The 24,001-nt window shown below is 47.2% G+C and carries 29 protein-coding genes; 28 read left to right on the top strand and 1 reads right to left on the bottom strand.

The window, feature by feature from the left end; all coding sequences use genetic code 11:
* The first annotated feature begins 37 nt into the window (after nucleotides 1–37).
* From MH117_RS09765 to terL, 7 genes are all read left to right on the top strand, one after another.
* Complete coding sequence (locus MH117_RS09765) at nucleotides 38–244, top strand: hypothetical protein (RefSeq protein WP_239328454.1); 207 nt, start codon at nucleotides 38–40, stop codon at nucleotides 242–244.
* The gene (locus MH117_RS09760) at nucleotides 231–1,082 is read left to right on the top strand and encodes a hypothetical protein (RefSeq protein ID WP_239328453.1); all 852 of its coding nucleotides are present in this window, start codon (nucleotides 231–233) and stop codon (nucleotides 1,080–1,082) included. The genes MH117_RS09765 and MH117_RS09760 overlap by 14 nt, the downstream gene beginning before the upstream one ends.
* Before the next feature lie 162 nt (nucleotides 1,083–1,244).
* Nucleotides 1,245–1,514: a hypothetical protein gene (locus MH117_RS09755; RefSeq protein WP_239328452.1), complete on the top strand. Its 270-nt coding sequence runs from the start codon at nucleotides 1,245–1,247 to the stop codon at nucleotides 1,512–1,514.
* 272 nt (nucleotides 1,515–1,786) lie between these two features.
* On the top strand, nucleotides 1,787–1,933 hold the full coding sequence (locus tag MH117_RS09750) for a hypothetical protein (RefSeq protein WP_239328451.1): 147 nt from the start codon (nucleotides 1,787–1,789) through the stop codon (nucleotides 1,931–1,933).
* A gap of 733 nt (nucleotides 1,934–2,666) precedes the next feature.
* Nucleotides 2,667–3,128: a phBC6A51 family helix-turn-helix protein gene (locus tag MH117_RS09745; RefSeq protein WP_239328450.1), complete on the top strand. Its 462-nt coding sequence runs from the start codon at nucleotides 2,667–2,669 to the stop codon at nucleotides 3,126–3,128.
* A gap of 13 nt (nucleotides 3,129–3,141) precedes the next feature.
* A complete protein-coding gene (locus MH117_RS09740; RefSeq protein WP_239328449.1) occupies nucleotides 3,142–3,366 on the top strand; it encodes a DUF2829 domain-containing protein in 225 nt (74 codons plus the stop codon).
* Nucleotides 3,367–3,381: 15 nt separating this feature from the next.
* Nucleotides 3,382–5,145 carry a phage terminase large subunit gene (terL, locus tag MH117_RS09735; RefSeq protein ID WP_239328448.1) on the top strand — a complete coding sequence of 588 codons (1,764 nt, stop codon included), beginning with the start codon at nucleotides 3,382–3,384 and terminating at the stop codon, nucleotides 5,143–5,145.
* On the opposite strand, the gene MH117_RS09730 is transcribed toward terL, so the two are convergent.
* Nucleotides 5,142–5,762 carry a hypothetical protein gene (locus MH117_RS09730; protein WP_239328447.1) on the bottom strand — a complete coding sequence of 207 codons (621 nt, stop codon included), beginning with the start codon at nucleotides 5,760–5,762 and terminating at the stop codon, nucleotides 5,142–5,144. The two genes, terL and MH117_RS09730, sit on opposite strands and share 4 nt — an antisense overlap.
* Nucleotides 5,763–5,940: 178 nt before the next feature.
* On the opposite strand from MH117_RS09730, the gene MH117_RS09725 reads away from it, so the two are divergent.
* From MH117_RS09725 to MH117_RS09625, 21 genes are all read left to right on the top strand, one after another.
* Nucleotides 5,941–7,401, top strand: coding sequence for a phage portal protein (locus MH117_RS09725; RefSeq protein WP_239328446.1), 1,461 nt, complete (start codon nucleotides 5,941–5,943; stop codon nucleotides 7,399–7,401).
* On the top strand, nucleotides 7,398–8,225 hold the full coding sequence (locus tag MH117_RS09720; RefSeq protein WP_239328445.1) for a phage minor capsid protein: 828 nt from the start codon (nucleotides 7,398–7,400) through the stop codon (nucleotides 8,223–8,225). Before MH117_RS09725 ends, MH117_RS09720 begins: the two co-directional genes overlap by 4 nt.
* Nucleotides 8,226–8,241: 16 nt before the next feature.
* On the top strand, nucleotides 8,242–9,459 hold the full coding sequence (locus MH117_RS09715) for an SGNH/GDSL hydrolase family protein (RefSeq protein WP_239328444.1): 1,218 nt from the start codon (nucleotides 8,242–8,244) through the stop codon (nucleotides 9,457–9,459).
* Between the two features lie 72 nt (nucleotides 9,460–9,531).
* A complete protein-coding gene (locus tag MH117_RS09710) occupies nucleotides 9,532–10,218 on the top strand; it encodes a phage scaffolding protein (RefSeq protein WP_239328443.1) in 687 nt (228 codons plus the stop codon).
* Nucleotides 10,219–10,278: 60 nt separating this feature from the next.
* On the top strand, nucleotides 10,279–11,406 hold the full coding sequence (locus tag MH117_RS09705) for an SU10 major capsid protein (protein ID WP_239328442.1): 1,128 nt from the start codon (nucleotides 10,279–10,281) through the stop codon (nucleotides 11,404–11,406).
* A 53-nt stretch (nucleotides 11,407–11,459) separates the two neighbouring features.
* Nucleotides 11,460–11,753 carry a hypothetical protein gene (locus MH117_RS09700; protein ID WP_239328441.1) on the top strand — a complete coding sequence of 98 codons (294 nt, stop codon included), beginning with the start codon at nucleotides 11,460–11,462 and terminating at the stop codon, nucleotides 11,751–11,753.
* A gap of 14 nt (nucleotides 11,754–11,767) precedes the next feature.
* Entirely contained in the window at nucleotides 11,768–12,154 is a 387-nt protein-coding gene (locus MH117_RS09695) for a hypothetical protein (RefSeq protein WP_239328440.1), read from the top strand.
* Entirely contained in the window at nucleotides 12,155–12,481 is a 327-nt protein-coding gene (locus MH117_RS09690) for a hypothetical protein (protein WP_239328439.1), read from the top strand.
* Entirely contained in the window at nucleotides 12,436–12,906 is a 471-nt protein-coding gene (locus tag MH117_RS09685) for a hypothetical protein (RefSeq protein ID WP_239328438.1), read from the top strand. The genes MH117_RS09690 and MH117_RS09685 overlap by 46 nt, the downstream gene beginning before the upstream one ends.
* Nucleotides 12,903–13,268 (top strand): minor capsid protein, encoded by a 366-nt coding sequence (locus MH117_RS09680; RefSeq protein ID WP_239328437.1) that lies wholly within the window; start codon nucleotides 12,903–12,905, stop codon nucleotides 13,266–13,268. The genes MH117_RS09685 and MH117_RS09680 overlap by 4 nt, the downstream gene beginning before the upstream one ends.
* A 65-nt stretch (nucleotides 13,269–13,333) precedes the next feature.
* Nucleotides 13,334–13,870 (top strand): hypothetical protein, encoded by a 537-nt coding sequence (locus MH117_RS09675; RefSeq protein ID WP_239328436.1) that lies wholly within the window; start codon nucleotides 13,334–13,336, stop codon nucleotides 13,868–13,870.
* Nucleotides 13,871–13,927: 57 nt separating this feature from the next.
* On the top strand, nucleotides 13,928–14,320 hold the full coding sequence (locus tag MH117_RS09670; RefSeq protein WP_239328435.1) for a hypothetical protein: 393 nt from the start codon (nucleotides 13,928–13,930) through the stop codon (nucleotides 14,318–14,320).
* 77 nt (nucleotides 14,321–14,397) lie between these two features.
* On the top strand, nucleotides 14,398–14,616 hold the full coding sequence (locus MH117_RS09665; RefSeq protein ID WP_239328434.1) for a hypothetical protein: 219 nt from the start codon (nucleotides 14,398–14,400) through the stop codon (nucleotides 14,614–14,616).
* Nucleotides 14,617–14,655: 39 nt separating this feature from the next.
* On the top strand, nucleotides 14,656–18,633 hold the full coding sequence (locus MH117_RS09660; protein WP_239328433.1) for a hypothetical protein: 3,978 nt from the start codon (nucleotides 14,656–14,658) through the stop codon (nucleotides 18,631–18,633).
* Complete coding sequence (locus MH117_RS09655) at nucleotides 18,630–19,181, top strand: distal tail protein Dit (RefSeq protein ID WP_239328432.1); 552 nt, start codon at nucleotides 18,630–18,632, stop codon at nucleotides 19,179–19,181. Before MH117_RS09660 ends, MH117_RS09655 begins: the two co-directional genes overlap by 4 nt.
* A 15-nt stretch (nucleotides 19,182–19,196) precedes the next feature.
* Entirely contained in the window at nucleotides 19,197–19,595 is a 399-nt protein-coding gene (locus tag MH117_RS09650) for a phage tail fiber protein (RefSeq protein ID WP_239328431.1), read from the top strand.
* 12 nt (nucleotides 19,596–19,607) lie between these two features.
* Nucleotides 19,608–20,735, top strand: coding sequence for a hypothetical protein (locus MH117_RS09645; RefSeq protein ID WP_239328430.1), 1,128 nt, complete (start codon nucleotides 19,608–19,610; stop codon nucleotides 20,733–20,735).
* Between the two features lie 11 nt (nucleotides 20,736–20,746).
* Nucleotides 20,747–21,124, top strand: coding sequence for a hypothetical protein (locus MH117_RS09640; RefSeq protein WP_239328429.1), 378 nt, complete (start codon nucleotides 20,747–20,749; stop codon nucleotides 21,122–21,124).
* A gap of 14 nt (nucleotides 21,125–21,138) precedes the next feature.
* Complete coding sequence (locus MH117_RS09635) at nucleotides 21,139–21,321, top strand: hypothetical protein (RefSeq protein ID WP_239328428.1); 183 nt, start codon at nucleotides 21,139–21,141, stop codon at nucleotides 21,319–21,321.
* 48 nt (nucleotides 21,322–21,369) lie between these two features.
* Entirely contained in the window at nucleotides 21,370–21,894 is a 525-nt protein-coding gene (locus tag MH117_RS09630; protein WP_239328427.1) for a phage distal tail protein, read from the top strand.
* Between the two features lie 10 nt (nucleotides 21,895–21,904).
* On the top strand, nucleotides 21,905–23,968 hold the full coding sequence (locus MH117_RS09625) for a phage tail spike protein (RefSeq protein WP_239328426.1): 2,064 nt from the start codon (nucleotides 21,905–21,907) through the stop codon (nucleotides 23,966–23,968).
* Nucleotides 23,969–24,001: the final 33 nt, after the last annotated feature.

Genomic DNA, 24,001 nt, shown 5'->3' with positions numbered 1-24,001 from the left:
GCGTTTATATTTATCACTCGAAAGGTAGGCGTTGTATATGGCGGAATCTACTTCACGCGAATCAAACGCATTTGCGGAAAAGCATCGCGAACTAAACGTAATGAACCTCGGAACAATGACGGTGGGTCTCGATGTATCCGAAGCACTTGTTGGACTCAAAGCGATCCAACGCGAAGCAAAGAAAGCTGCGCAGGCGTTACGCGAGTTGGAAAGTGCGATGATGGCGGTGGTTGGCGATAATTAATCGACAGCACACCGCAGAGCATATCGCATTTACCAGAACCGGTACGGCGTTCGATCCAGAAACCGGTGAAACTCTCGTTTATGCGCCAGCAGCCACACACAAGGTGACTAACATCGCGCAGTCTGAAGCTTACAAAGATCGTCGTCAATTTAACGGAAGACAACCGGACTTTACCTTTACCGCGATGGAAGCGATAAGCGAAGTGATCAGCGTATTGACTACGGCACAATGTGGATACCTTACGTTGCTTCAGTGCTATGTCGGATATGACGATGGATTACTTGTAAGCGCCGATGGCTCTCCGATGAAGTCAGCGGATATGCTCGATGCGTTACAACTAAAGCGCAAGCGACAGACATTCTACGACTTCATGAACGCATGTATTGAACACGGAATAATCACACAGGGCGACGGTGGATACCGCGTTAATCCTAAGTATCATTTTCGGGGAGTAACGCAGAATCGAGCCGTCGTTCGTTCATATACGGCAAAAGTAAAACAGCTATATCGCGAGGTACGGGCGGTTGATATCGGGTTAATGTATCGAATGTTTGCGTTTGTACACTACGGGACAAATGCATTATGTGCGAATCCACTCGAACGCGATCCGGAGAAGATTCGGTGGTTCAGTGGGAAGGAACTCGCGGAGGCAATCGGAATCGATCCGAAGGAGTTATATAAGCGACTTCCCCGGATGAAGTTCGGTAATGAATACGTAATTGCTCGATTAACTGTCGGAGATACAACCTCCTACGTATTCAATCCGAACGTATTTTATCGGAAAAGTACGAAGCCGGACGACACACTTATCGCCATGTTTTCGACTAAGGCGAAATAAAAAGGTGTGCTTATTCGTACAAAACGGGGTAAAAAGGTGTGCTTATTCGTACAACATAAAACGCCGAAACTCCACGTGGCACTAAGTGAGTCGCCATTTTGGGTGTTAAATTATATCTTAATCTTCTCCAATCGGTAAATTTAACGGGAGGGAGTCCGATTCATGGCGTACATACTTTTCGTTGTTCAAACACAAGAGGAAGCGAATGTAATGAACGCAAGCTTTCCGATATCTGACGTTGATTACTGGCTAGCGATATACTGCGGACAACGCGTTTGTGGATTACGACATAAGACGCAACGTCCGAATGTTGTCGTAGTGGGTTACGTTGAATTGACGGATAAAGATAAACACTGGACTAACGAGATATTACGTCCATGTGCGGATTATAATGCGGTTTGGGTAACGGGGAAATACGAAGGAAAGAGATAATCGCTGCGGAACTGCGTTCCTTGCGAGCACGGCCGGACAAGCCGACCATGCAATACCTATAACATACATTATTCGCGGATATTTAAGAGAGCGCGGGTGGGTTGTCTAATAACTACATTGCCGAGCGCCTTGGCGCGAAGGCTTGTGCTTCAGCACAATTCTGCCTTTGCTCTTTTATATTTATATCCTCGATGAGCTATCAGCTCCACGTTAATACAACAACGCCTTTATCGGCCATATAAACACGACAGGTATCCGCATGATTATAACACATGATTCCCGTTAGTTTAGCCGCTTTACTACCGTATAGGTATGACGCCTATGATCGTATGGAGAGCGGCTTATTTGCCGCGGATTCTGCGGTAGAAACAACGGTGTGTATCTTACGGATGATTGACGTTAGATTAAACGGCATTTAATGAAGCGATTGGTTGGCGTGGGGATACGTTGCCGATACGGTAGCATACGAGGTTAGGCGGACTCATATAAGTACCTATTCGCGTATATCATCGGTTGGGCGGTAACGACCGGAGGCCCTCGTCAAACTCACGGGGGCGTCGAGTCAAGCCGGAATCCACCGGGAATCATCGTTGATATGCGATGCATAATCGTTGCATAAACGAATGAGCGTTCGTGTGCTACCCGTTGCATAAACTACCAGTTACTCGCGACAGTAAACGGACATAAACCGCGTAGTTATGCGGATGTTTATCGGTGCCAAATGGTAATGCATATTCGTTGCATAACGTTATTTTATGCATACGAAATAAACGGCGTAGTGGCGCGGGTTTCCGGGATTTACTGTAGTCTAAAACCAGAGTTTTGTACACATGTATATGCATAAACGTTGCATAACGTAATTACTACGAACTACCAATTAAATGTAAATAAAATAAGTAAAAATAATTGTTGACAAACCCCCAAGAGTATGCTTAAGATTCGCGGCATCCGACGATTGTAACCTGCGTACAATTTTTTGAAGTCGGGGGTGCCGAAAGCATCTACGAAGGATTACGTAAAATCACCGTGAAATTATCGTTTTCCTTTCGCGATAAGGTGTTTGTACCTTTTCGGTGGGAAAACGGCTAATTTCACGTAAATTCTACGGTAAAAACATGCGATTGCTATATTACAAACGAAGGAGGCGGCGTATTGGCGTCTGAACAACGGAAAAGAGCGCTAGAGGCGAAGCTTACCGCGAAGCAACGGGAGGCTGCGCTTCTTTGTGTTGAACGGGAGCTTGCGGAGGACACACAAACGCGAATGACATTCGATGAAATTGCGGAACAAGTAGGCTATCGACGGAACGAACTCTATAAATGGCGTACGCAAAACAAGACGTTTATCGAATACGTGAACCTGTTGTGTGATGATTTTCTCGAATCGAAGCGAGTCGTCGTTTACCGGAACTTGATGAAACTCATCGACCCGAAAGGGGAAAATGCGATGCCATCCGTTAAGGGAATCGACCTATACTTGCGTCGTCACGGATTACTGACGGATAAGACGGTAGTCGAGACGAAGGATGTAGGCGGATCTCGTAGTACGGATGATATCGCGAAGGATATCGAGGAATTGGACGAGCTGCTTGCTGAAGTGCCGAGCGAAGAATAACGGAGGGAATTTTATGAATTTCGGACAAGCGATTGAGGTATTGAAGCAGGGAGATAAAGTTGCACGAGCAGGGTGGAATGGTAAAGGTATGTATCTTGGATTGTGTGAAGGCGGTGGGTTTCGAGATGGTTATCGTACACAAGACTTTATCTACATGAAAACAGTACAGGATACCATCGTCCCGTGGCTTGCCTCACAGACTGACGTACTTGCAGAGGATTGGGAATTCATTAAGTAACGGAGGCGATTGTGCTTGGCTTACGTAGACGGACGATGGCTTGACCGCGAAAAACGCGCCGAGCGCATCGCCGTTATTTCCGAACGCGCGACAAAGCTGAAAGCGCTTGTGCAATCTGGACGCGGGACCGATTATCATGTCGAGATGCTTCGCGGGGATGTTGCCGAGTTGAAGCGTTTAACGCGAATTCATCGTGCGGAAGTGGACATGCTCTACTTCTTCTACGAATACTTCTCGGAAGCTCGCAATCCTGGGAATTCGGACAATCTCGTACCGACAACATCCGTTGATATGGACGACGCGCCGAATTTTCACCAGAAGCTTTCGCGGATTCTTGACTCGGTTTCTAACGTCAATCGAACGGCACGTATCGCATGGGCTGCGTCTCGTGGTCACGCTAAATCTGCGTATTTATCGAATGCTTTTCCGGTACATGAGATTGCGTATCGCAAGCGTCGGATGATTCTGATCATATCGGAGACCAACGCGGGATCGAAGAAGTTTATCAAGTGGGTAGCCGGACAACTCAAGTACAACGTTAAACTTCGGGATGACTTTGGCGAACTCTTATACGAAAAAAAGACGATGAATGAGAAGGATTCGGAAGAAGCGTTCCTTACGACATCTGGCGCGAAGATGGAAGCGACGTCACTCGGGATGCAGATTCGCGGTTTCCGTAACGGTGCGCAGCGTCCGGACCTTATTCTTCTCGATGACTTGGAATCGCGGGATTCTAACAACACACCTGAGTTACGCCAGAAAGCGAAGGATTGGCTCAACGCAGACTTGATGCCTGCGTACGATCCGACGCAGACTGCTATTATATTCATGGGAACACTAGTCCATCACGATAGCTTGCTTAATTACGTTCTGAAAGAGCGGAAGGATTTCGTTAAGAATAGTTTCCCTGCGATAATCAAGCAACCGGAACGCGCCGATCTTTGGGCGGAATTTGAACGAATTTACAAGGAGTACGAACCTTGTGACGAAGAAGTTGCCGCAATGGAAGAGATGGACGACGAAACCGCAGCTCCCAACGTAAAAGCTGCACTAACCTTCTTCGAATCCAATCGAGACGAGATGGAGGAAGGCGCAGAGGTCTTGTGGTCATCACGGTTTCCGATACAGTTTCTCATGTTGGAAAAGATGAACTACGGCAACAAGGCGTTTAATACAGAGTTTCAAAATAACCCTATTGACGAAGAGTCGCAGATATTCAAACCTGAGCGTTTCAAATATTACGATACGGCGATGAAGTTCGATCACAGCGAGTACTATTTCGGGATGGGCATCGACTTTGCGATGGGTAAACAGAAAGGCGACTACTCTGCGATAGTTACGACGGCCAAGCATAAAAAGCTTGGTGCATATTACGTTGTGGACGCGTTTGGTGCTCGAATCCATCCAGACGAATTTATGCGAATAATCGTCGAGAAGGTCATGCAGTATCAACCGGACGGCATCGCGGCTGAAGCGCAAATGGCACAAGAGTTCTTTGTTCAGAAGCTCAAACAAGCGCTACAAGAAAAAGGGTATCCTGCGCGTAATCGGGTGAAAGAGATCCATCAAAGGACGCGTAAGGAACTTCGGATTGAGGCGATGCTTCCCGATATTGAAAACGGAACTATTCGATTTAATCGTGAACATACGTTGTTGCTTGAGCATTTTGAGCGCTACGGTAGTAAATGGCATGATGATATGCCGGACGCACTGGAAATGGCGATATCAGCAAGTAAAAAAGGCGTACGTAAGGTACGCCGTAAGCCATCTTGGATTTAGGATTGTTCTACAGCAACTTCGTACCACTCGATCATTAAATATGTCGTTATGTATCGCAGTTTATTGTGAATATCCGCCATAAAGATAGTGTTGTCGAGGAAATCTAGTTTCTTAAACATACTTATGAAATACCAGCTCAATATGTCGCTGGAAATTGGGGAGTGCGGGAGTTCTCCGTCACCTTCAACCCATAACAAGCATTCTTCATCCTCTTCATCTGAATCAGCGAAGTAACGACTGATGATCCTTTTATCTACGTGAAATGAGCTTCTATTTCTAGTGGTTCTCAGTACTTTATTTTTGAAGTCTTGTACGTCAGTTGAGTTAATAAAGTCTACCATTTCTTTAACATTGTCATTTGGCTTAGATAGTAGTTCTGATATAATTTCATTTTTTAATGCGTCGAACCCTAATAAGGCTTCGTAGAGTGAGCCGATTGTAAATAACATTGAAATTGGTGCCTCATGTAAGAATAGGGGAGATCTTGTTTCCTTAGGTCTTCTAGTTGTGAGATTAAGAGTGAAGTTACACTTTTCAAGACTTATAAGTATCTCTAGGAGCTGTTTATTTCGTTTGTTCTTAATTAGTTTGTTCTTGGTAGTTGTTATTTTAGCCACGACTACACCCCTTTACTTCTAATCATATCAGCTAAAGGAGGGATTAACCATTACGGATTTTATTACGCGAACATCGAAACTTATCGATGTCGGAAAGCAGTTTCCACCGCAATCCCACATTGAAAGGTTAGCGAAGTATGAACGTGGTCGTACGATATTTGACGGTAGATTATACGAAGTGTACGAACGAGCTGCTGCATTACTCAAAGACACGCCGGCCGCACCGCAACTTAAAAAGCTGTATATCGCGTGCAACATTGTCGATGTGCTACTAACGAAGCCGTCGGATTTGCTCGTTGGGGAACCACCGACATACGAGTCCGGAAAGCCCGACGATTCCCGCGAACAAAAGGCTTTGAATTCGATTGTCGAGGAGAACGACATGACCGCAAGGATTCACGAATCGGTTATCGGTGCAGGATATCGAGGCGATTCGTTCTTCAAAGTCCGGCATGGCTTCGCGCAAGACTTTTCGGCGATTCCGGAAGGGTTATTACCTCCGAATGCAAAGCAAGAATCGATCATTGAAACGGTGGATGCTTCGATTGTGTTTCCGGAGTTGGCGCGAGGCTCGAAAAAGAAGTTTAAGGCGGTAAATATCGCATGGGTCGAATGGGTTGAGGAGCCAAACGGATTTTTCACGTCAAAGTTCTCTCGCGAGAAGATGAATGCAATTCCGCATCTTAACGTTGAACGTCACGTCCCAGGATTCATTCTGTACGAGCGTTATCGTTTACATACGAACGGCATCGATAACCGATACGGTGTGCCCGTTGAGTTATTTCGGATAGGTGAGAAGCTTCCGACTGGCCGCGAAGAGGATATTGTCGAGACTGGCGTTGCCCGTCCGTTGGTGTTTCACATCCCGTATAAGTCGCTAGATGACCGATGGGAAGGCGTAAGTGGTGTAGAGAAAATCGAGTCACTACTTGCCGCTATTAATGATCGTCTAGTGCAGATCGATTATATTTTGTGGAAGCACTCTGATCCAACCGCGTATGGTCCTGATGACCTCGAGGAGGGCGATGGTGCTTCTGTTCGTCTTGGCGGCAAATATATTCCAGTTGGCAAGGAAGACGCAACGCCTGGTTATATGGTTTGGAATAGCCAACTAGACGGCGCGTTTAAGGAACTTGACTATCTGCTTGGAATGGTATTCCAAATGTCCGAGACCCCGCAGTGGTTGTTTGGTACGACTCTCGCAGGCGATTCGCGAGGTGGATCAGGTACGTCACATACGGATTCCGGCGCGATCAAAGCGAGATTCATGCCAATTTTAGCGAAGGTCAATCGCATCCGTGTACATGTCGATAAAGCGATTCGAGACGCACTATGGACGGCAATGGAACTCGAAAACTTTGCGAATAGAGGGGTAGACGGCTTCGAAAGTTACGAGCCAATTTATCCAAAAATCGCTTGGAATGACGGACTCCCAGTGGACGATAAGGAACAGGCGGAGATTGCACAGATTCGTACGGGCGGAAAGTCGACATTAGACGTCCATACTGCGATCAAGAAATTGGACGGCGTGGACGATTCCCATGCTAAAGCGATAATGGTACGGATCGGACAAGACGAGAAGGACGCAATGGGTACCGTCACCAGCTCTGTGTATAACGAAGTTGAGGTAGTTGAATGACGACGAAGATTCCCGAGCCAGAATATCGATACTCAACGGACAAGCTTGTAAAGGCATATAAGAGTGCAGTTCGTGAGATATTTCGGACACTCGACCGTGTCGATATCTCGAATATGACTCGCGCTAATACAGCCGCGATGTTAACGGAAGTGTCGAAAGTTTTGGCATCACTTAACGATGAGTCTGCGGCATGGGTAGCCGAAAATATTCCGATTGCTGCACAAAACGGCGTATTAACCGCGCTCGTCGCACTTGACGTTAAAGATGCGGCAAAGGTCGTTTCATTCAACAAGATCAATCGCGAAATGGTTGCAGCAGTGGTTGCGGATACCCAAGCGGATCTTCTCGCTGTTACACAGAATGTCGACCGTCGTGTACGGACAACTATCCGCCAAGTCACCGCCGAATCAATGCGTATGAACATGGCGCGAGGAATTAACGGCAGAAAGACGATCAATCGCGATATCCTCGACGGACTCAAGAAGAAGCTCGGGGATTCGGTTAACACCGGAATAATTGACGCAGCCGGCCGTCGTTGGAAGCCGGAAGTTTACGTCGATATGATTACGCGGACGAAATCTTTAGAGGCGCACAAAGAGGCAACGCTCAACGAAGCAATTACTCGCGGTGCATTTTACGGAGTCATTTCGCGACACAATGCGAAGGATGTTTGCCGCAAATGGGAAGGCCAAATAGTAAAGTTAGTGCGGGATGCTCCCGGAGATTATCCATATATAGGCGATTTACCTCGAAATGAAATCTTTCACCCTTGCTGCCGTCACGTGGTAACACCGTTGCGAGATCCAGCGCTCCTAAATCAATAAGGGGTGAAAGTGGATTGTGAAAACAGTAATAACAGATTCAGTGAAAGAACGATTAAACTACTCAATGCCTGTTGCCAATGAACTAAAACTAGGGGACATCATCCAAGAATTACAGCAAAGTAGGGGGAACGAAACGCCGTTCATAAGTAGCACACTGGTTAACGACAGAATTGTTTGTTTTGGTGATTCGATTACCTCGGGTGATGCAGCAGGTGTTCGGATGTATCCGACATGGCTATCATTTCATACTGGTGGTTTTGTTCGAAACAGCGGGGTTTCCGGAAATACTGTCGCACAGATGCTACAGCGGATTGATGCGGATGTCATCGCACATCGTCCAGGAATATGTGTAATCCTTGGCGGAACTAACGATATCAATAGTGCTCGGCCACTCGCAGACATCACAGCGGATATCACAGCGATAACAAATAAATTAATCTCAAATAATATCACGCCAATCTGGTGTACAATACCGCCACGAAGCGATAATCTCGCGCATCTACCGACGATTCGCAAGCTTAATACGTGGATTTATGCACATTGCTTGCGTCAAGGTCTCGAAATCATTGACTTATATACAGCGTTTAGCAAGCCAGACGGAACACCCAAAGACGGATTTTTGCTACCGGACAAGCTCCACCCAACAACTGCGGGAATGACGGAGATCGCGAAGCTAGTCGCAAGCTACTTGCCTAGAAATCAGCGTAAAATTCCGACATTGTTTGGCGGAGACGCAGAAAGCATCGTTCCTAATCCGACTTTTTCGGGTAGTAATTCGGTAGCTAACGGTTGGATGCAATATGGTTCGGCAGGCACTCTTCTTAGTTACCGAAGAGAAGTTAGCCCTAACGATTCGTCGTCAATGTGGCAAGTGATCCGCAAAGAGCAAGGCATCGACTCAAAGACCGGCGGTATTCGATGCGTGCTACCAGCAACATTGGTTGCTGGGCGAACATATCGCGTTGAACTAGATATCGATTACGAATCAGACGTCGACAACGTGGTCACGTCTTATTTCCAGTTCAAGGACTCTTCGAACGCTGTTATCGGAAGTGCGGTGTTTCTCCTACGGTCGCCAACGCTAAAGCGTCTCGATAATGTTCGAATTAGTGCGGAGATAACAACACCAGCAGGGACGGTCTCGACCGAATGGATTACGTACTCGCAGGCCACGAGTGCCTTTACGCTAAAGGTTGGACGTCCACGAATCATCGAATATTATTCCACGCCGTAGAGCGTTGACCTACGACATGTCATAAAACTGACGGAAGATATAGCCGACGGGCTTTATACGGGAGGAATTATGATGAATAAAGTAACGAAGCGTTTTGCACATAAACTCAATCTCCAATTGTTCGCGGAAGGTGACCCGGAGCCAACTCCGCAAGAACCGCCAGCAAATCCAACGCCGGAACCGGATAAAACGTTCACTCAAGCAGAGCTTGACACCATTGTTTCGCAACGTCTCGAACGTGAGCGTAAGAAATACGGAGATTACGACGAGATTAAATCGCAACTAACAGAGCTTCAAACGGCGGAAGATGAGCGTAAAAAAGCGCAAATGACGGAATTAGAACGCATCGAAGCAGAAAAAAGCGAAGCACTCAAGAAAGCACAAGAGGCCGAGGATGCGGGAAAAGTGAAAATAGAGTCTGCGAACAAGCGTCTTATTCGCGCTGAATTTACCCTAGAAGCGAAAAACGCGGGAATTGAGTACGTAGAAGCTGCGTTTAAACTTGTAGACTTAGCTGGAGTTTCCGTAGATGATGACGGAAACGTACTTGGTGTTAAGGATGCAGTAAAGGCACTCACCGAAGATAACCCGTTTTTGGTCGCGCAGAATCCGATCAAACCAAGGACGATAGGTGATCCTCCGCCAGATTCCGAGGGGAAAACGAGAACACTTGAAGCGCAGCTTGAAGAAGCGAAGAAGCGCAAGGATTTTAGCAAGGTTATTGAGCTTTCAAACAAGTTAAAAGGACTTATTAAGTAGAGTCACCAGCTAACAAGTTGGCGGCTATTTTTATTTGAAAATTAAAGGAGAGATTTGTTAATGACATTTTTCGGTGCACAAACTTATGATTTCCAAGATCAAATTCGTGATCTATCGGCAGGAATTTCACTAATCATCGACGACGAACCTACATTGCTCAGTCTCATCGGAATTAATGGCGAACCATTGAAACAAACGAAGTATGAGTGGATGTCTGACAACTTAAATTCCAATCGTGCAACCCTTGCGGCTGATGTAGATAATGCAGCAACTGCATTAACAGTTAAAGCCGACGACGGCGAAAAATTCAAGGTGAACGCACTCGTTGTCCTGGGCGAAGAGTACGTCAAAGTGGTATCTATTACGGGTGATGTGGTAACGGTTGAACGTGGGTTTGACGGTACTCCTAAAGCTACACATAAAACCGGCGACGAGATTCGAATCGTATCCCGTCCGCAGCATCAAGGCGCAATGCCTGGCCAAGATGAAAGTCATGATCGTCATGTCGATTTCAACTTTACTCAGATCATCGAGCGATACGCGTCTGTGTCCAACACTCAACAAGCGGTAAGCACATACAACGTGACGAACGAACTAGACTACCAAGTTCAACTCCGTTTGAAGGAGATGGCTCGCGAACTGAATGATTGGTTGATTTATGGCCGTCGTATCGAAGGTCGCAAGAGCGTCCAACCGAGCATGACAGGTGGTTTGTTGTACTTCGCGCAAAAGAAAAATGCTGCAACTCAAAATCTTAATGGCGATGAAGTTTCCGCAAAAGCGTTGAACGATGTTATGGAAAAAGTGTTCCAACGTGGTGGTAACGTAAATACGATTTTGACTAATACCGCTGGCGCACGTCAGATCTCGAAGCTGGCGAAGGACGCAATACGCGTTGAGCGTACAGATACGACTACAGGGCACCGCATCTCGACGTTTGTAGGCGATATTGTCGGCGGAAGTGATGCAACAATTATCGTTGACCCGAACATGCCGAAGAACAAGATGATGTTATTTGACCGTAACATCCTGAGCTTACACACGCTGCGTAACATCTATGATGTTGATGCTTCGGTTCCTGGTGCTGACTTCGTTGCTCGCCAGATTCGCGGAGAACTCGGTGCGAAGGTCAAGAACGCTGCCGAGAAAATCGCGGTACTAGAGAACATTTCGACTTCGGTATCCTAATTTTCGTTGGGCGCTTTCGGGCGCCTTTATTTACGTTGAAAGGAGTGTGTGACTTGGCGAAGTACCAAGCGCGACCATTTTATGAAGTGAAAATCGGCAAGCAGACGGTAGTATTCGATTACTTCGGTTTATATGTGACTGAGGAAACAACTATCGTCGCGGAGCTGGATACACTGGTTCCCGGATACATTCAACGCATCGATGAACCGGAAACTATCGCTTCCGAAGTAGTGCAGCCGAAAGAGGATGAACCGGAGCCGGAAGCTCCTACAATGGAGCAACCGCAAGAAGATGAATCGAAACCGGAGGAAAAACCGTCAACTCGACGCAAAGCCTCCGCAAAATAATGGAGGTGTCGCTAATGGCGGTAAATATAACGGAAGCTGACGCGTATATCGCGGCAAATTGTATAGACGTAGAGGACTGGTCGGATTGTGACGAAGCGAAAAAACAACGGATTGTTAACGTCGCCTTTCGTACATTGACGACCAAATATCCGAAGCTGACGGTACCTGATGCTGCGGTATATGAGTTTAGCAACGAGTTAGCAATCGCATTTAACGATACAAACCGGTTGCAACAGCAAGGAATTGCGGCATTTTCTCTTACAGGAGTCGCGAGCTTTACGTTTAAGGATTGGGCGAAGTCCGGTGTCGAGAACTGGATTCCACAATCTGCGCTTGACATTATTGGAGCCGATAACGGCGTTAAGATTGGCGCACGGCAAGCGAAATGGACGGTGCTGTAGATGCCGTTGGGAGTTCCACTGAAGCAAACCGTTGTCGTTTCGCCTTTTATCAGCAATGACCCGGATTGGAACGAGCCTGTTTACGGAACGCCGTACGAAGCTAAGTGTCGCGTGACAAACGAAACAAAGTTAGTACGGAACCAACATGGACAAGAAGTCGTTTCATCCGCGCAGCTCTTGTTCAACAAGCTTCCGAAAATATCCACGTCCGATAAATTCGAGTTTACCGACGAAAACGGAGTCACGGAGACCTATGCGCCAATTTCAATTGATCCTAAAAGGTGGCTGAACGGCAAAGCGATTCTAACGGTGGTGAGCTGCGAATGATGGAGTTTGATTTTTCTGGCTTTCTAGCGATGATGGATATTCGCAAAAGGGAAGTTCAGGAGGGCGCAAAGGTCGGAATGCATGACGCAATGGACGATTTACTTCGCGTATCGAGGGACTTGGCTCCTCTTGACAAAGGTCAGTTAAGACGTACGAGTGGTAAAAACGTTGAGGCTACGCTGACGGGCGTAACTGGCGAGGTTTATTTTAACGCGACAGAGATGGACAAACACGGAAATGTCATCAACTACGCGCTGATAACGCATGAGCTGCATAGCGGCGACGGATATTCAGGATCTCGATTTAAGAACCCTACGACTCCTGGAACGCAGCCCAAATACCTCGAACGACCGCTCAAGGAACGTGCGGATCGGCATAAACAGATGATAGCGGACGGTATACGAAGGGAGATTGCGCGACAATGAATCTGACGGATATTACCGGATATTTGCGGCAGGCTGTGCCCTACACGTATGTGCCGAATGAGTTTGTGGCAGGTAATCCGGATGATTGCGCATATGTACGATTGACTGGCGGATTCCCACCGTCGGAGTGGACGAGCAAGCGGAAGCCCTCGTTTCAGGTCATATTGCGTGCGAAGAGTACCTCGGTTGCCGACTCGAATGCTAACGCGATATACGCCGAGCTTAACAGAAAGGCCGAGTTTTATTTCGGAACTCAACGAATCATTAAGTGTGTCGCGGATCAGTCCAGTCCAATATATCTTGGAAAGGACGAGAATGGACGCGCTACATATTCGCTTAATTTTACAGTGACGACAATTTAATACGAGCATTGATGGGCGATTCCGAGATGGAGTCGCCTTTTTCTATTTCGGAGGAGGAACGATAAATGGCGAGTGATGTAAAGAAAATCGAACTTGGACCCGCGATTGTCGAGTATGGTGACGCTCAGGATAAAGTTATCTTTGAGACAACGATTGGCGGCGTCGTGCTGACGGTAGAAACAACTTACCGCGAGCAGAAGATTGACCAAAAAGGTGAGACAGTCGTCTCTAAACGGATCACGGGACGAAACGCAAAGGTAACAGTACCCTTTGGTGAATATGACCTCGATAAGATTCCGCAAATCATGGTCGGTGCTACTCTAGTCAAGGCCGCAACAGGTGACGGCAAGAAAGTCGTGATCAGTACGGCAGTCGGCCACGATTTGATTACAATGGCAAAGAAAGTTGTTATTAAACCGGTAGCAGCAATGAGTGATCCGTCCAAGTGGGCGACACTTCCATTAGCATTTCCGGAGACAGAATTGCAGTACAACTACGACAATGACAATGAGCGAATCACGAATGTGACGTTAAGCTCAACCCCTGACGACAAGGACATCGTCTTGATTCTAGGCGACGAAACGGTAAAAGCAACCCCTTAATATCGATTGGCGGCGCTCATTGCGTCGCCTTATTTTATTTCATGGAGGCGAAAATAAATGCTTAATTTTAAGCGTTCAGATACAGTTCGGATCGGCGAGCGTAACGTTCGCGTTCGCAAAATCACAATTGAGAAGTGGGAAGAACTGTTCAACTCGATTCAGATACTACCGCAAATGATTATCTCGGTAATCAGTGCGCCAGCAGCCGATAGAATCGGATTTTTAGTCGTTGCCTTGCGTGAGACATTCGACGAAGTTGTCCGAATAACTGCGTTGTTAACGGACTTAGATGAGGAGTACATCCGAAAAAATGGCGCACTGGACGAGTTGGTCGAGTTTTACGCTGCGACCGTGAAGGTCAATAATTTCGGTGAACTTTTAAAAAACGGACAGAGCGTCTTGGGCAAGGTGATTCCGAAGATTCCGGCGATGAGCCAAGACGCAACTTAACGTTAGATCAATTCTTTATCGAATGTGCTGTTCGACTCGGGAAGACCCAAGTTGAGTTTAGCAATGGATATTACATCATGGACTTGTTCGACGTATTAGACGCGAATAAACGGGTAAATGCGGAGAATTGGCTAACGCAAATTAGCGTTCAAGCCGCGCCAAACTTGAACGAAGAAGATTTCCGAAGGTTTATCGGAAGTTTGCGAAAAGAAGCCGGACACATGACTAAGCAAACGCCGAAGTTTGATGAAGCCGGATTTGAAGCGTTGAAAATGCAATTAAAAATCGGTTTATAATGCGCCCAATTTCGGGCGCTTTTTTAATGCCCGAAAGAGGTGATTAGCATTAGCAGTACGACGGATGTAGGCGGAATAAAGGCGTCAGTCACCGCAGATATCTCCGGATTTATGTCGGCGATAGACCGCGCGAAGGCTAAAGCCGCAGAACTCGGAAGTGCCGGACAACAAGCGAGCGGATCGTTTATGACGTTGAATCGTTCGCTCGAAGATCTCGGCTTGTCCGCGCAAAAGATCCAGAATATCAATCGATATCTTCGCGAATCCAATCCGCAGATTCTTCAACGCCAGCTTGCGGCCGTCCGCGAGGAACTTGTACGACTCGGAGCATCAGCACAGGAGATTGACAAGATTACTCGCGAATTGACCGAAGCACAAGGCGAAGCCGATAAGACTCGCGGAAAGCTCGGCGGGATTGAATCTGCGCTTCTTGCGTTAGGTGCGTCTGCGGCATTTAGTAAATTACTTAGCGAGATGCGCGAGTATGTTGCCGAAGCCGAACGGATGTACAACGCGACTAAAGGCTTGGTCGAAGTATCGAAAAATCTCGGATACAACGTTGGTGAAGCGACGAAAGCCGTACAGGATACCGCGAAAATCGGATTTATGTCGATGACAGAATCGGCGCAAGCATACAAGACGGCGCTGGCAATGGGCCTCGATATTGAACAGACAACTACGCTCATTAAAGCTATGGCCGATGCCGCCGCTTACAATAGGCAGGCACATTACGGATGGGGACAAGCGATTGTCGTCTCGATGGAAGGTATCAAAAACGGGAACAGCGTCTTGACGGATGCGGTCGGCGTTACGAAAAACCTTTCCGTCATGCAAGCTGAATACGCAAGGACAATCGGCACAACTGCCGGTAAGTTAACGGATGCTCAAAAGATTCAAGCGGCATACAACGGATTTTTAAGAGAGTCGGAGATTTTTACGGGCAATGCTGCGGTCGCATTGTCGGATTATACGGGCATTGTGTCTTCGTACAATACCGCAGTCCAGACGCTCGAAGTAAGCCTAGGCGAAAGTATCAAACCACTATTCGCTGCGTTTTACGAAGTGCTTACGCCGATTATCGTTTCCTTGGCGGAGTGGGTGACGGAAAATAAAGAGCTAGTATCCGGACTGTTCGCGGCAGGGGTTGCGGTGACGGGGTTTGCTGCTGCAATGGGAACTCTCTTGGGGATAATAAATGCAATTAAGTTTGCTATGCCTGTGTTGGAGGGTGCACTTGCCGGCATTGGACTTACAATGGGACCGGTTGGTTGGGCTATCGCTGCAATTGGCGCGGTTGCTGCGGGGCTTGGTATGTACACCGCACATGCTCGCGAGGCTGCAAAGGCTGCGGAGCAGGTGTCAGAAGCACAGTCGAAAATGAACGCACAACTCGAAAGATCGCCAATCTTGCGTAGTGCTAACGAAGTTAAACAGTTGCAAGAATCCGAAAAGGAACTTGCGGCGTTACTTGAGGAACGAATCGAGCTACAAGAGAGACTTCGCGAAGCAGAGGCATCATCTGTCGATAATTGGGACGCGCTTCCTGAGTTGGATCAGCTCGAATCCAAGCTTGAGAAGATCGACGAGCAGTTGGCGACCTTGGGCCACGGAAGTTTCGAAGAGGCGACTACTAACCTACGTCGTATGCGCGAAGAAATCGACAAGTCTTCCGTCGCCATGTACCAAATGAATAAAGCCGAATATGAATCTCTCGCGACGAGACGGAGTCAAATCGAAGATGTTGACACGCTCATGAATCGATATAAGGCGCTCAATTCGGAAAATAAACTTACCAACGAGCAGAATACGGAACTTAGCGAGACAATCAACGCTTTGAAGAAAGAATATCCCGATCTCACGTGGGAGATTGACGCACAAGGTCGTGCGCGGATAGCCAATATTGATGTTATAGAGGATCAAATTGGCGCAGAGAGAAACATGTTGGAGGCATCTTCCGCCGCAGCAAAAGCTCAGATCGAGAACCAAATTAAAGTCACAGAGGCAAATAAAAAGGCTATCGAGGCACAAATAAAAAACTATCAAGCATTGCTTGAGGTCATAAGTGCAGTTGCTGGCGTATCGATTTCGGGTCCAGAAAAGTCAGAAATAAAGAGTCAATTCGAAGGGTTTGTTGATCCGCTTGCTGAGCGTTCAATGGCAAACTTTATAAATGACAATAAAGACAAAGTCTCCGAAGAAATCAAGACGCAATTAGAAGGTCAGAAGAAACAACTTGAAGCCGCCAATGAAGCTAAGAAGTCGATGGAGAAATCTCTTCAAAACCTTTCCTCCGGAGAGTTTATCAAGATTGATAACTCTAAAAATGGTGATAAGCAGAAAAAGGAGAAGAAAGGAAAGTCTCCAGAGGAAATCGCCAGAGAAGAACGCAAGAAGGCGTACGACGCGGAATTGGCTACAATTCAGTACCAAGCGGATATGTACGACTGGTCCGCCGAGCGGCAAATCGCTGCTTACGAAAAGGTGCGAGCGTCACATAAGCAACACCTCAAAGAGACGGTTGATGACGCACGTCAGCTCAACTTGCAAATTAAACGGTTAGGCGAAGATAGCGCACGTTCACGATATGAGTTTTCTACCGAGTGGATATCGCGAGAAGAGCGTCGTATGCAGGACTCGTATAAGACCGAAGAAGCAATCGCAAAAATGAAGATTGACGCTTGGACTCGGCTCCGCGACAAATACAAGAAAGATAGCGAAGAGTATAAAAAATCGGATGAACAACTGTATCAAGCGCGAAAGCAGCTTGTTAGAGCGCAGTTCGACGCTTCGTCAGATTGGATCGAAGCTGAATCGCGTCGTATGGAAGAGGCCGGTAAGTCCGAGAACGAGATCGCGCAGATGAAAGTCGAGGCGTGGCGTCGTGTTCGTGATCGTTACGCCAAAGATTCCGAGTTTTACAAAAAGGCGGATGAGCAGCTTTATCAAGCGCGAAAATCGTTTGTTAAGGATACGCAAAAGGTCGCGGAAGACTTGTACAAGGCGCAGAAGACGAATATAGACAAGGCGAAAAAGGCCGAACTCGACGCGATTGAGGAACGCAAGAAAGCGGCACTATCCGATTACGATGAGCGGATCAAGGCAATTGACCGGCTCAAGCAGAAGGAACGCGAAGGTAACGATGATGCCGATTACGAAACGTTGCTTGCGGAGAAACGCGCTCGACTTGCGCTGCTTCAATCCGCAGTTGGTCCGGACGGAATTCGCGAACGCGACGAACTTGCGAAAGAGATCGAACGCATGCAGCTCGAACACAATCGTGACCTTCGCGAACGTAATCTCGATGAGCAAAAGCAAACGCTGCAAGACGAGAAGACTGAGCGAGAGAAGGCGTTTGATAAAGAAAAGTCCGATGCTGAAGCGAAATATGATGCGCTTATTGCCGCATTCTCCGACTTTTCTGGCGACGTGAAGTCGGTAGAGTCTGCGATATCTGCATTCCGAATCAATTCAAACGCGGAAACAAACAAGCAGATACTTTCAGACCTCGACTCGTTTGTCGCGCAGTATAACGCTAAGATGGCCGCAATATCACGCGCTAACTCTTATGACAGCGAACTAGCGGAATACAATGCGAATAAAGATGCATGGACAAAAGCTAAGTCTCGAAATGATGCTATGGAAATGTCGAGGCTTAACGCTCGTAATATCGAGATTCGCAGCAAGTATGGTATCGCACAAGATACCGGAAAGCTTCCGTCATTTGATGTTGGCGGCGTAGTTCCTGGTCCAGTAGGACAGCCGATGCAAGCGGTCATCCACGGTGGAGAGGCAATATTTAATCCGATGCAACTCTCGAAATTGTTCGCGATGTTGAATGCTCCAGCACCAACGTTGAGATATGACCGTCCTGCGGCATCGGCGCAGACTATCGTCAATCACATCGACATGAGCGTTAATGACGCTGTCTTCGAGGACAAGGCGGATGTGGAGACGCTATACTCCGAACGCGAACGAGTGGCATCGCGAGTACGTACGTCAGGGGTGAAATCCGTATGACAATCGAATATGATGTCCGCGTGAATGGTACGTGGCTCTCGACGATAGGCGCTGCTCTATATGAGCGGCGTCTTCCTATTTTACCGGAGAGCGACGAATCAACTTTAAAGCTCGCAGGCAGAGACGGAGAGTTGTCGTTTGGTAGTTCATATAATCCGCGTCGAATCGAAATGACGTTGTTAATTACGTCAACACCTTCGGAGTATCACCGGACTCTTGCGCTGCTCGCTCGGATATTTAACGGCAATCGTCGCGAAGTCACCGTCGAGTTTTCGGATTTGCCGAACCGAATTTACCGCGCGGTGTATAACGGCACACTTGCGCCAGATGGACAAGTTGGGAGTCGTATGGTCAACGTCAGCTTGAAAGCAAACGACCCGTGGCCCGAATCGACCGAAAAGGTTACGGAGGTTACGATATCGCATTCACCCGAAATAACGTTCATTACTTCGAACGGTGATGTACAGGCGGAGCCGGCCATTGTTTTAACCAATATTGGGACCAATACGATTCGTAATTTCCGAATTACAAACGAGTACACGATTTAGAAAGGGGAACGAATTATGAATATATCGAATTGGCTATCTGCGGCAATGCTGAACGCAGCACTTCGTAACACGGCGTTCACTCCGCCTGCGGCCGTCTTTCTTGCTCTATATACATCTGATCCGACTCAGGCGGATACAGGCACGGAAGTCACTGGAGGTGGCTATACTCGTATGCCGATTACTTTTTCGGCTCCTGCGGTCGAGGGCGGCAAGCAGACAGTTAAAAACTTGGCTGATATCGAGTTTCCCATTGCTGCTGCGGATTGGGGGCAGATAACACATGTCGGACTTCGAACAGCGGCGACAGGCGGTAATCTATTATGGTCTGCGCCGATTCCAAACCCACGAACGATTCAGAGTGGAGACAAACCGAAGTTTCTAAAAGACAGCACAGTCGTTCGATTCGTGCAATAAGGAGGCGTTTAGATGGCACAATTACCGATGTATCCCGCAGTGGTCAACAGTCCAGGTACCGAGCTTGCTGCGGCTATATCAGCGAGTGACACGACAATCTCATTAGTCAGTGTGACGGGGATTCCTGCGGCTCCAAATTTGCTTACGATAGGTAGCGACGAAACTGCCGAGACGATCCGATACACCGCAATAAACGAAAAAACACTTACAGTTGAACGCGCTTTTCAGAGCGTTGCTAAATCGTGGAGCGCAGGTGCAAAGGTAGCGAGGTACTTTACTGCGTATGATTACGATGCTATGCGCCAGAACATTGCCGAAACTTTTACATCTGTCAGTAGCGGAAAAACGGAAGTAGCTGCCGCCATTACTGACATGGGACAATCTACGGGCAGCACGGCTGAGTTTGCGGTAATGGCAACGAATGTACGAAACATTTCCAAAGATGCAACAGCAACGGCCGCGGACCTGCGCGCAGGTAAGACTATGTACTCGGGTGGAGCGAAAAAAACGGGATCACTTCCAGTACAGGCGACTGGGGCGCAGACTATCACGCCGGGGCCAACTGACATCGTTAAAAGTGCGGGAATCTATGACGGACCAATCACGGTGAAGGGCGTTCCTGTTGATTCTAACACTGTCCTCGTGGGTAACTCGATTGCAGGTACGGCGGGGGCGATGCCTAACCGTTCGGCAGAGAATTATCACATGCCTGGAGCAGCAGCAGAACTCGCATCAGGTGATAGGATATTTATAAAGCCAATATGGGGCTACTATGACGGTCAGTCTTGGGTCTCTTATCCGATACCTAACTTGCGACCGGAAAATCTACGTGATGGTATACAAGTTCTAAATATGACAGGTATTCTAATTGAAGGGAAAAAGTTTGCAACTGGTAAATATACCGGAAGTAATATTCATGTGGCAGGCCTATCATTTCCACCAAATCGCATTCTGGTTTGGGGAAGCTATGGCGACTCGAGCTATTACATGGATAACTTTTTACAAGCAAAACGTCATTATTATTTCGGATCTACTCCATCCGTTAGTCTATTCAGCGGATTTGGTTATGTAGCAAACGGATTCACATGTAGCACTAACGAGAATAGTAATATCGAATGGTCATGGGAAGCTTATGCATAAGGAGGCCTATTATGTTTGTGCCACGAAGATTATATTTTGACAAAGTGACAGGATCAGTGTTTTTTGAGAGTGGTAATTTTACAGATATGTGGTTAACAGAGGTTCCTAGCGTTGACCTTGATATAGAACGATATAAGCCATTGTCTGAGCGAAATCGCATTACGTTTGATGTGATTGAACTAGAGCCAGATCAGTATGCTCAGGACTTTGCTGAGTGCGTTGGTTACCGAGTTAATCCAGTCACAAAGAAATTGGAGTTTAGTTACCCAGATCCAAACCAGCCAAAACCAGAGCCAGTTTATCGAAAGCCCTTATCGGAAGAGGTTGCACAGACTAAGGCGAGAGTTTCAGATTTAGAACTAACAATAGCCGAGATAATGGCCCAATAGAAAGGAGCTGCAATATGAAAGACTTTCAGATACGCGTAATCGCAAGAGCGTGTATTACTCGTCATGACAGCGGTGAAGGAGACATCAAGGGAATTGTAAGTTCCTACAAACTTGCACCAACTAATGAGACGAGAGTCGAAGCGCATGTATATGCGGAACGACCGGATATAACACCAGACAGTCCGAATGCACAGTGAGCGCCATCTAACCGGTAGGCGCTTTTATTATGGGCGGGGGTGTTCAAATTGTTTAACCTAACGCCGTTTAATCTTGCACCGTTTAATCGAATCCGGTACATTGAAACGTTTTTGACCGTGGTCATAGAAACAGCGACGGAAGCTATCGCAAGGTTAAACGTAGATATTCCAGTGTCCGTAGTTATTGACAGTGCTACCGAATCTCAATTCGCACTGACACGTGAGATAACACTTCTCTCTCAGCCGTTAGAGACGGCAACGGAATTAATGGCGCGAATGGTGCGCGAGCGGCTATTGTCAGTCACTGCCGACACTGCAACGGAATTTAGCGTTGATGTAACTTATGCACACGTTGACGAGATTAAATTTAATGGGGATTTTAAGCCGGGCGATAGACTTGTTATCGATACGAAAAAGATGACGGTCACACTAAACGGCCAGAACGTTTTACACTTGTTCGACGGGGATTTCTTCAATCTTGTCCTAGGAGTCAACAAGCTAACATACACAGACAACGAAAGCACTCGTAACATACTAACGCGGATCACGCACCGAGATAAATTCTTGTATTAGGGGGTAACGTGTGAATCACCTTCAATCGTATGATAAAAACCTGCGACGGGTTGGAATCCTAAACGAAGTCGATCCAAATAGCATACAACGACGAAGACGGCTCAATAGCGATTATGAGCTGTCTTTTTTAGTTCCGATGACGAGCGACGATTTCAAGGACAAAATACAGCTCAAGGGCCACGTGAAGGATGAACGCGGGCAATATTACATTATCAACTCTAGGCAGCGTGTCCGAGATGGACGCAAGCTGACGGCTGCTATAACTTGTACTCATGTTATGTTTAAGTTGACAGATTATAAGGTGCCGTATGGTTCTTATATTTCGGAAGCATTCGGGTGCCACATCTCACGGCTGCTCGATGCGATATCAGCGGCAACAGGCGGTAAGTACACGTTTAGCATCGATGACACATTTGACTTATTCGATGTCAAGGACTGGGGTCGCGGCAATGCGTTACAAGCGCTCAATGACGTTATCAAGATGTACGGCTGCGAGCTGGAACCCGATAACTTCCGCATCCACGTAAAAAAGAAGATCGGCGCGGATAACGGGTTGCAGTACCGTATTGGTAAAAACATCGTGTCTACTAATTTTAAAGATGACGCGAACTCACTTGTGACACGGATGTTCGCGCAAATGAAGGACGGACGAACATGGATCGGTCAGTCAGCATCAATATTAGCCGATGACGAGCGCAGCCTTTTAGCACAAGTACCAGGCGCTATCGTTGACGGCAAGCTTGCGGTTAACTATTTAATATCGCCGTATCAGGCTGCGTGGTCGAATGATACTAATGCTTACTTTGACGGAGAGATCATCGAACAGGATATCGAAGATCCGATTAAGTTACTCGATGCAACTCGAAAAGCATTACGAGAGCAGGAGGTTCCTGCGTTGGAGGTTGCGGTGTCTGCTGCGGATTTGTTCAAGCTCGACAAGTCCGAGCCGAAGCCGAATCTAGGCGATACCGTCCGCTGTATCGACCCCGAATTGGGACTAGATAATATTGTCGCGAGAATTACGGAGCTGACGGAATATCCGTATTCCACCGAAAAGCATTCGCAAGTAACGGTTGCCAACGTGATGCTGCGGGATTACGAGGACATTATCGCGGACCTGGAACGGTCGAAGCGCGTTGTTGACAATATCTTCAGCAGCGGACGGATTCGTACGGATGCGTTTGAAGAGTTCGCACGAATCGCTGTTATTGACATAAACAATTCGAAAACAGAAGTCAAATATGACACGCGTGGAATTGTTTTGCAGGATAAGACTGATGTGCGCAATCAAGTTATCATGACGTCGAATGGCATTATATTAACGACAGATGGCGGGGCCACCGCTAGGACTGCGATTACACCGCGCTATATTAATGCAGAAGTGATTAATGGACAACTCGGTAGTTTTGTATCGTTGTTGATTGGTGGAGGAAACGATGTTACGCAGATTAATACGCGAGGGATTGCGGCTGGACACGCAGACTTTGCGAGCTCTCCTTTCCAAGTCGATATGAAGGGAAACGTTATTGCGCGGAGTATAAAACTGACGGGACAAATTTCACAATCCACAATGGAAAGTTCGACGATTACAGGCGGACTCATTCGGACGGCGGCATTCGGGGCGCGAGTTGAAATGGACTATCGTGGATGGCGAACATATGACGGTAACGGACGCCAGAGGATTTCGATAGATTCTAACGACCTATACGGAATGAGTGCAATATCATTTGCGGGGTCAGGCGGCAACGGCGTTGCGCACATTAATGGTGGGGATTCGTTGTTTCAGATTGCGTCGGTGGTAGATATTCAACTTGCGGCAGTTGGCCGTAGTATTTATTTTCAAGGCAATGTGGATTTTACAAATGCACCAAACATAACAGGCATTAGAATGGCACAGATAGACGGGCTTTCCGGTGCACTTAGTATAAAGGTAAATAAAGGCGATCCAACATCGAGCGCAAATGGCGGTGCACATAACCACGGATTTAGAAATGGAGCACAATTTAAGGACATTACAGGACAAGTTCACACATGGAATGAATATAGCGGATTCACGCATGCTCACACAGTATAAAATAGTATTGGAACTTTCGACCTCCTTGGCCGA

It is taken from the genome of Paenibacillus sp. ACRRX, assembly GCF_022346885.1.
Lineage (GTDB): Bacteria > Bacillota > Bacilli > Paenibacillales > Paenibacillaceae > Paenibacillus_B.
This window is presented reverse-complemented; position numbering and strand designations above follow the sequence as displayed.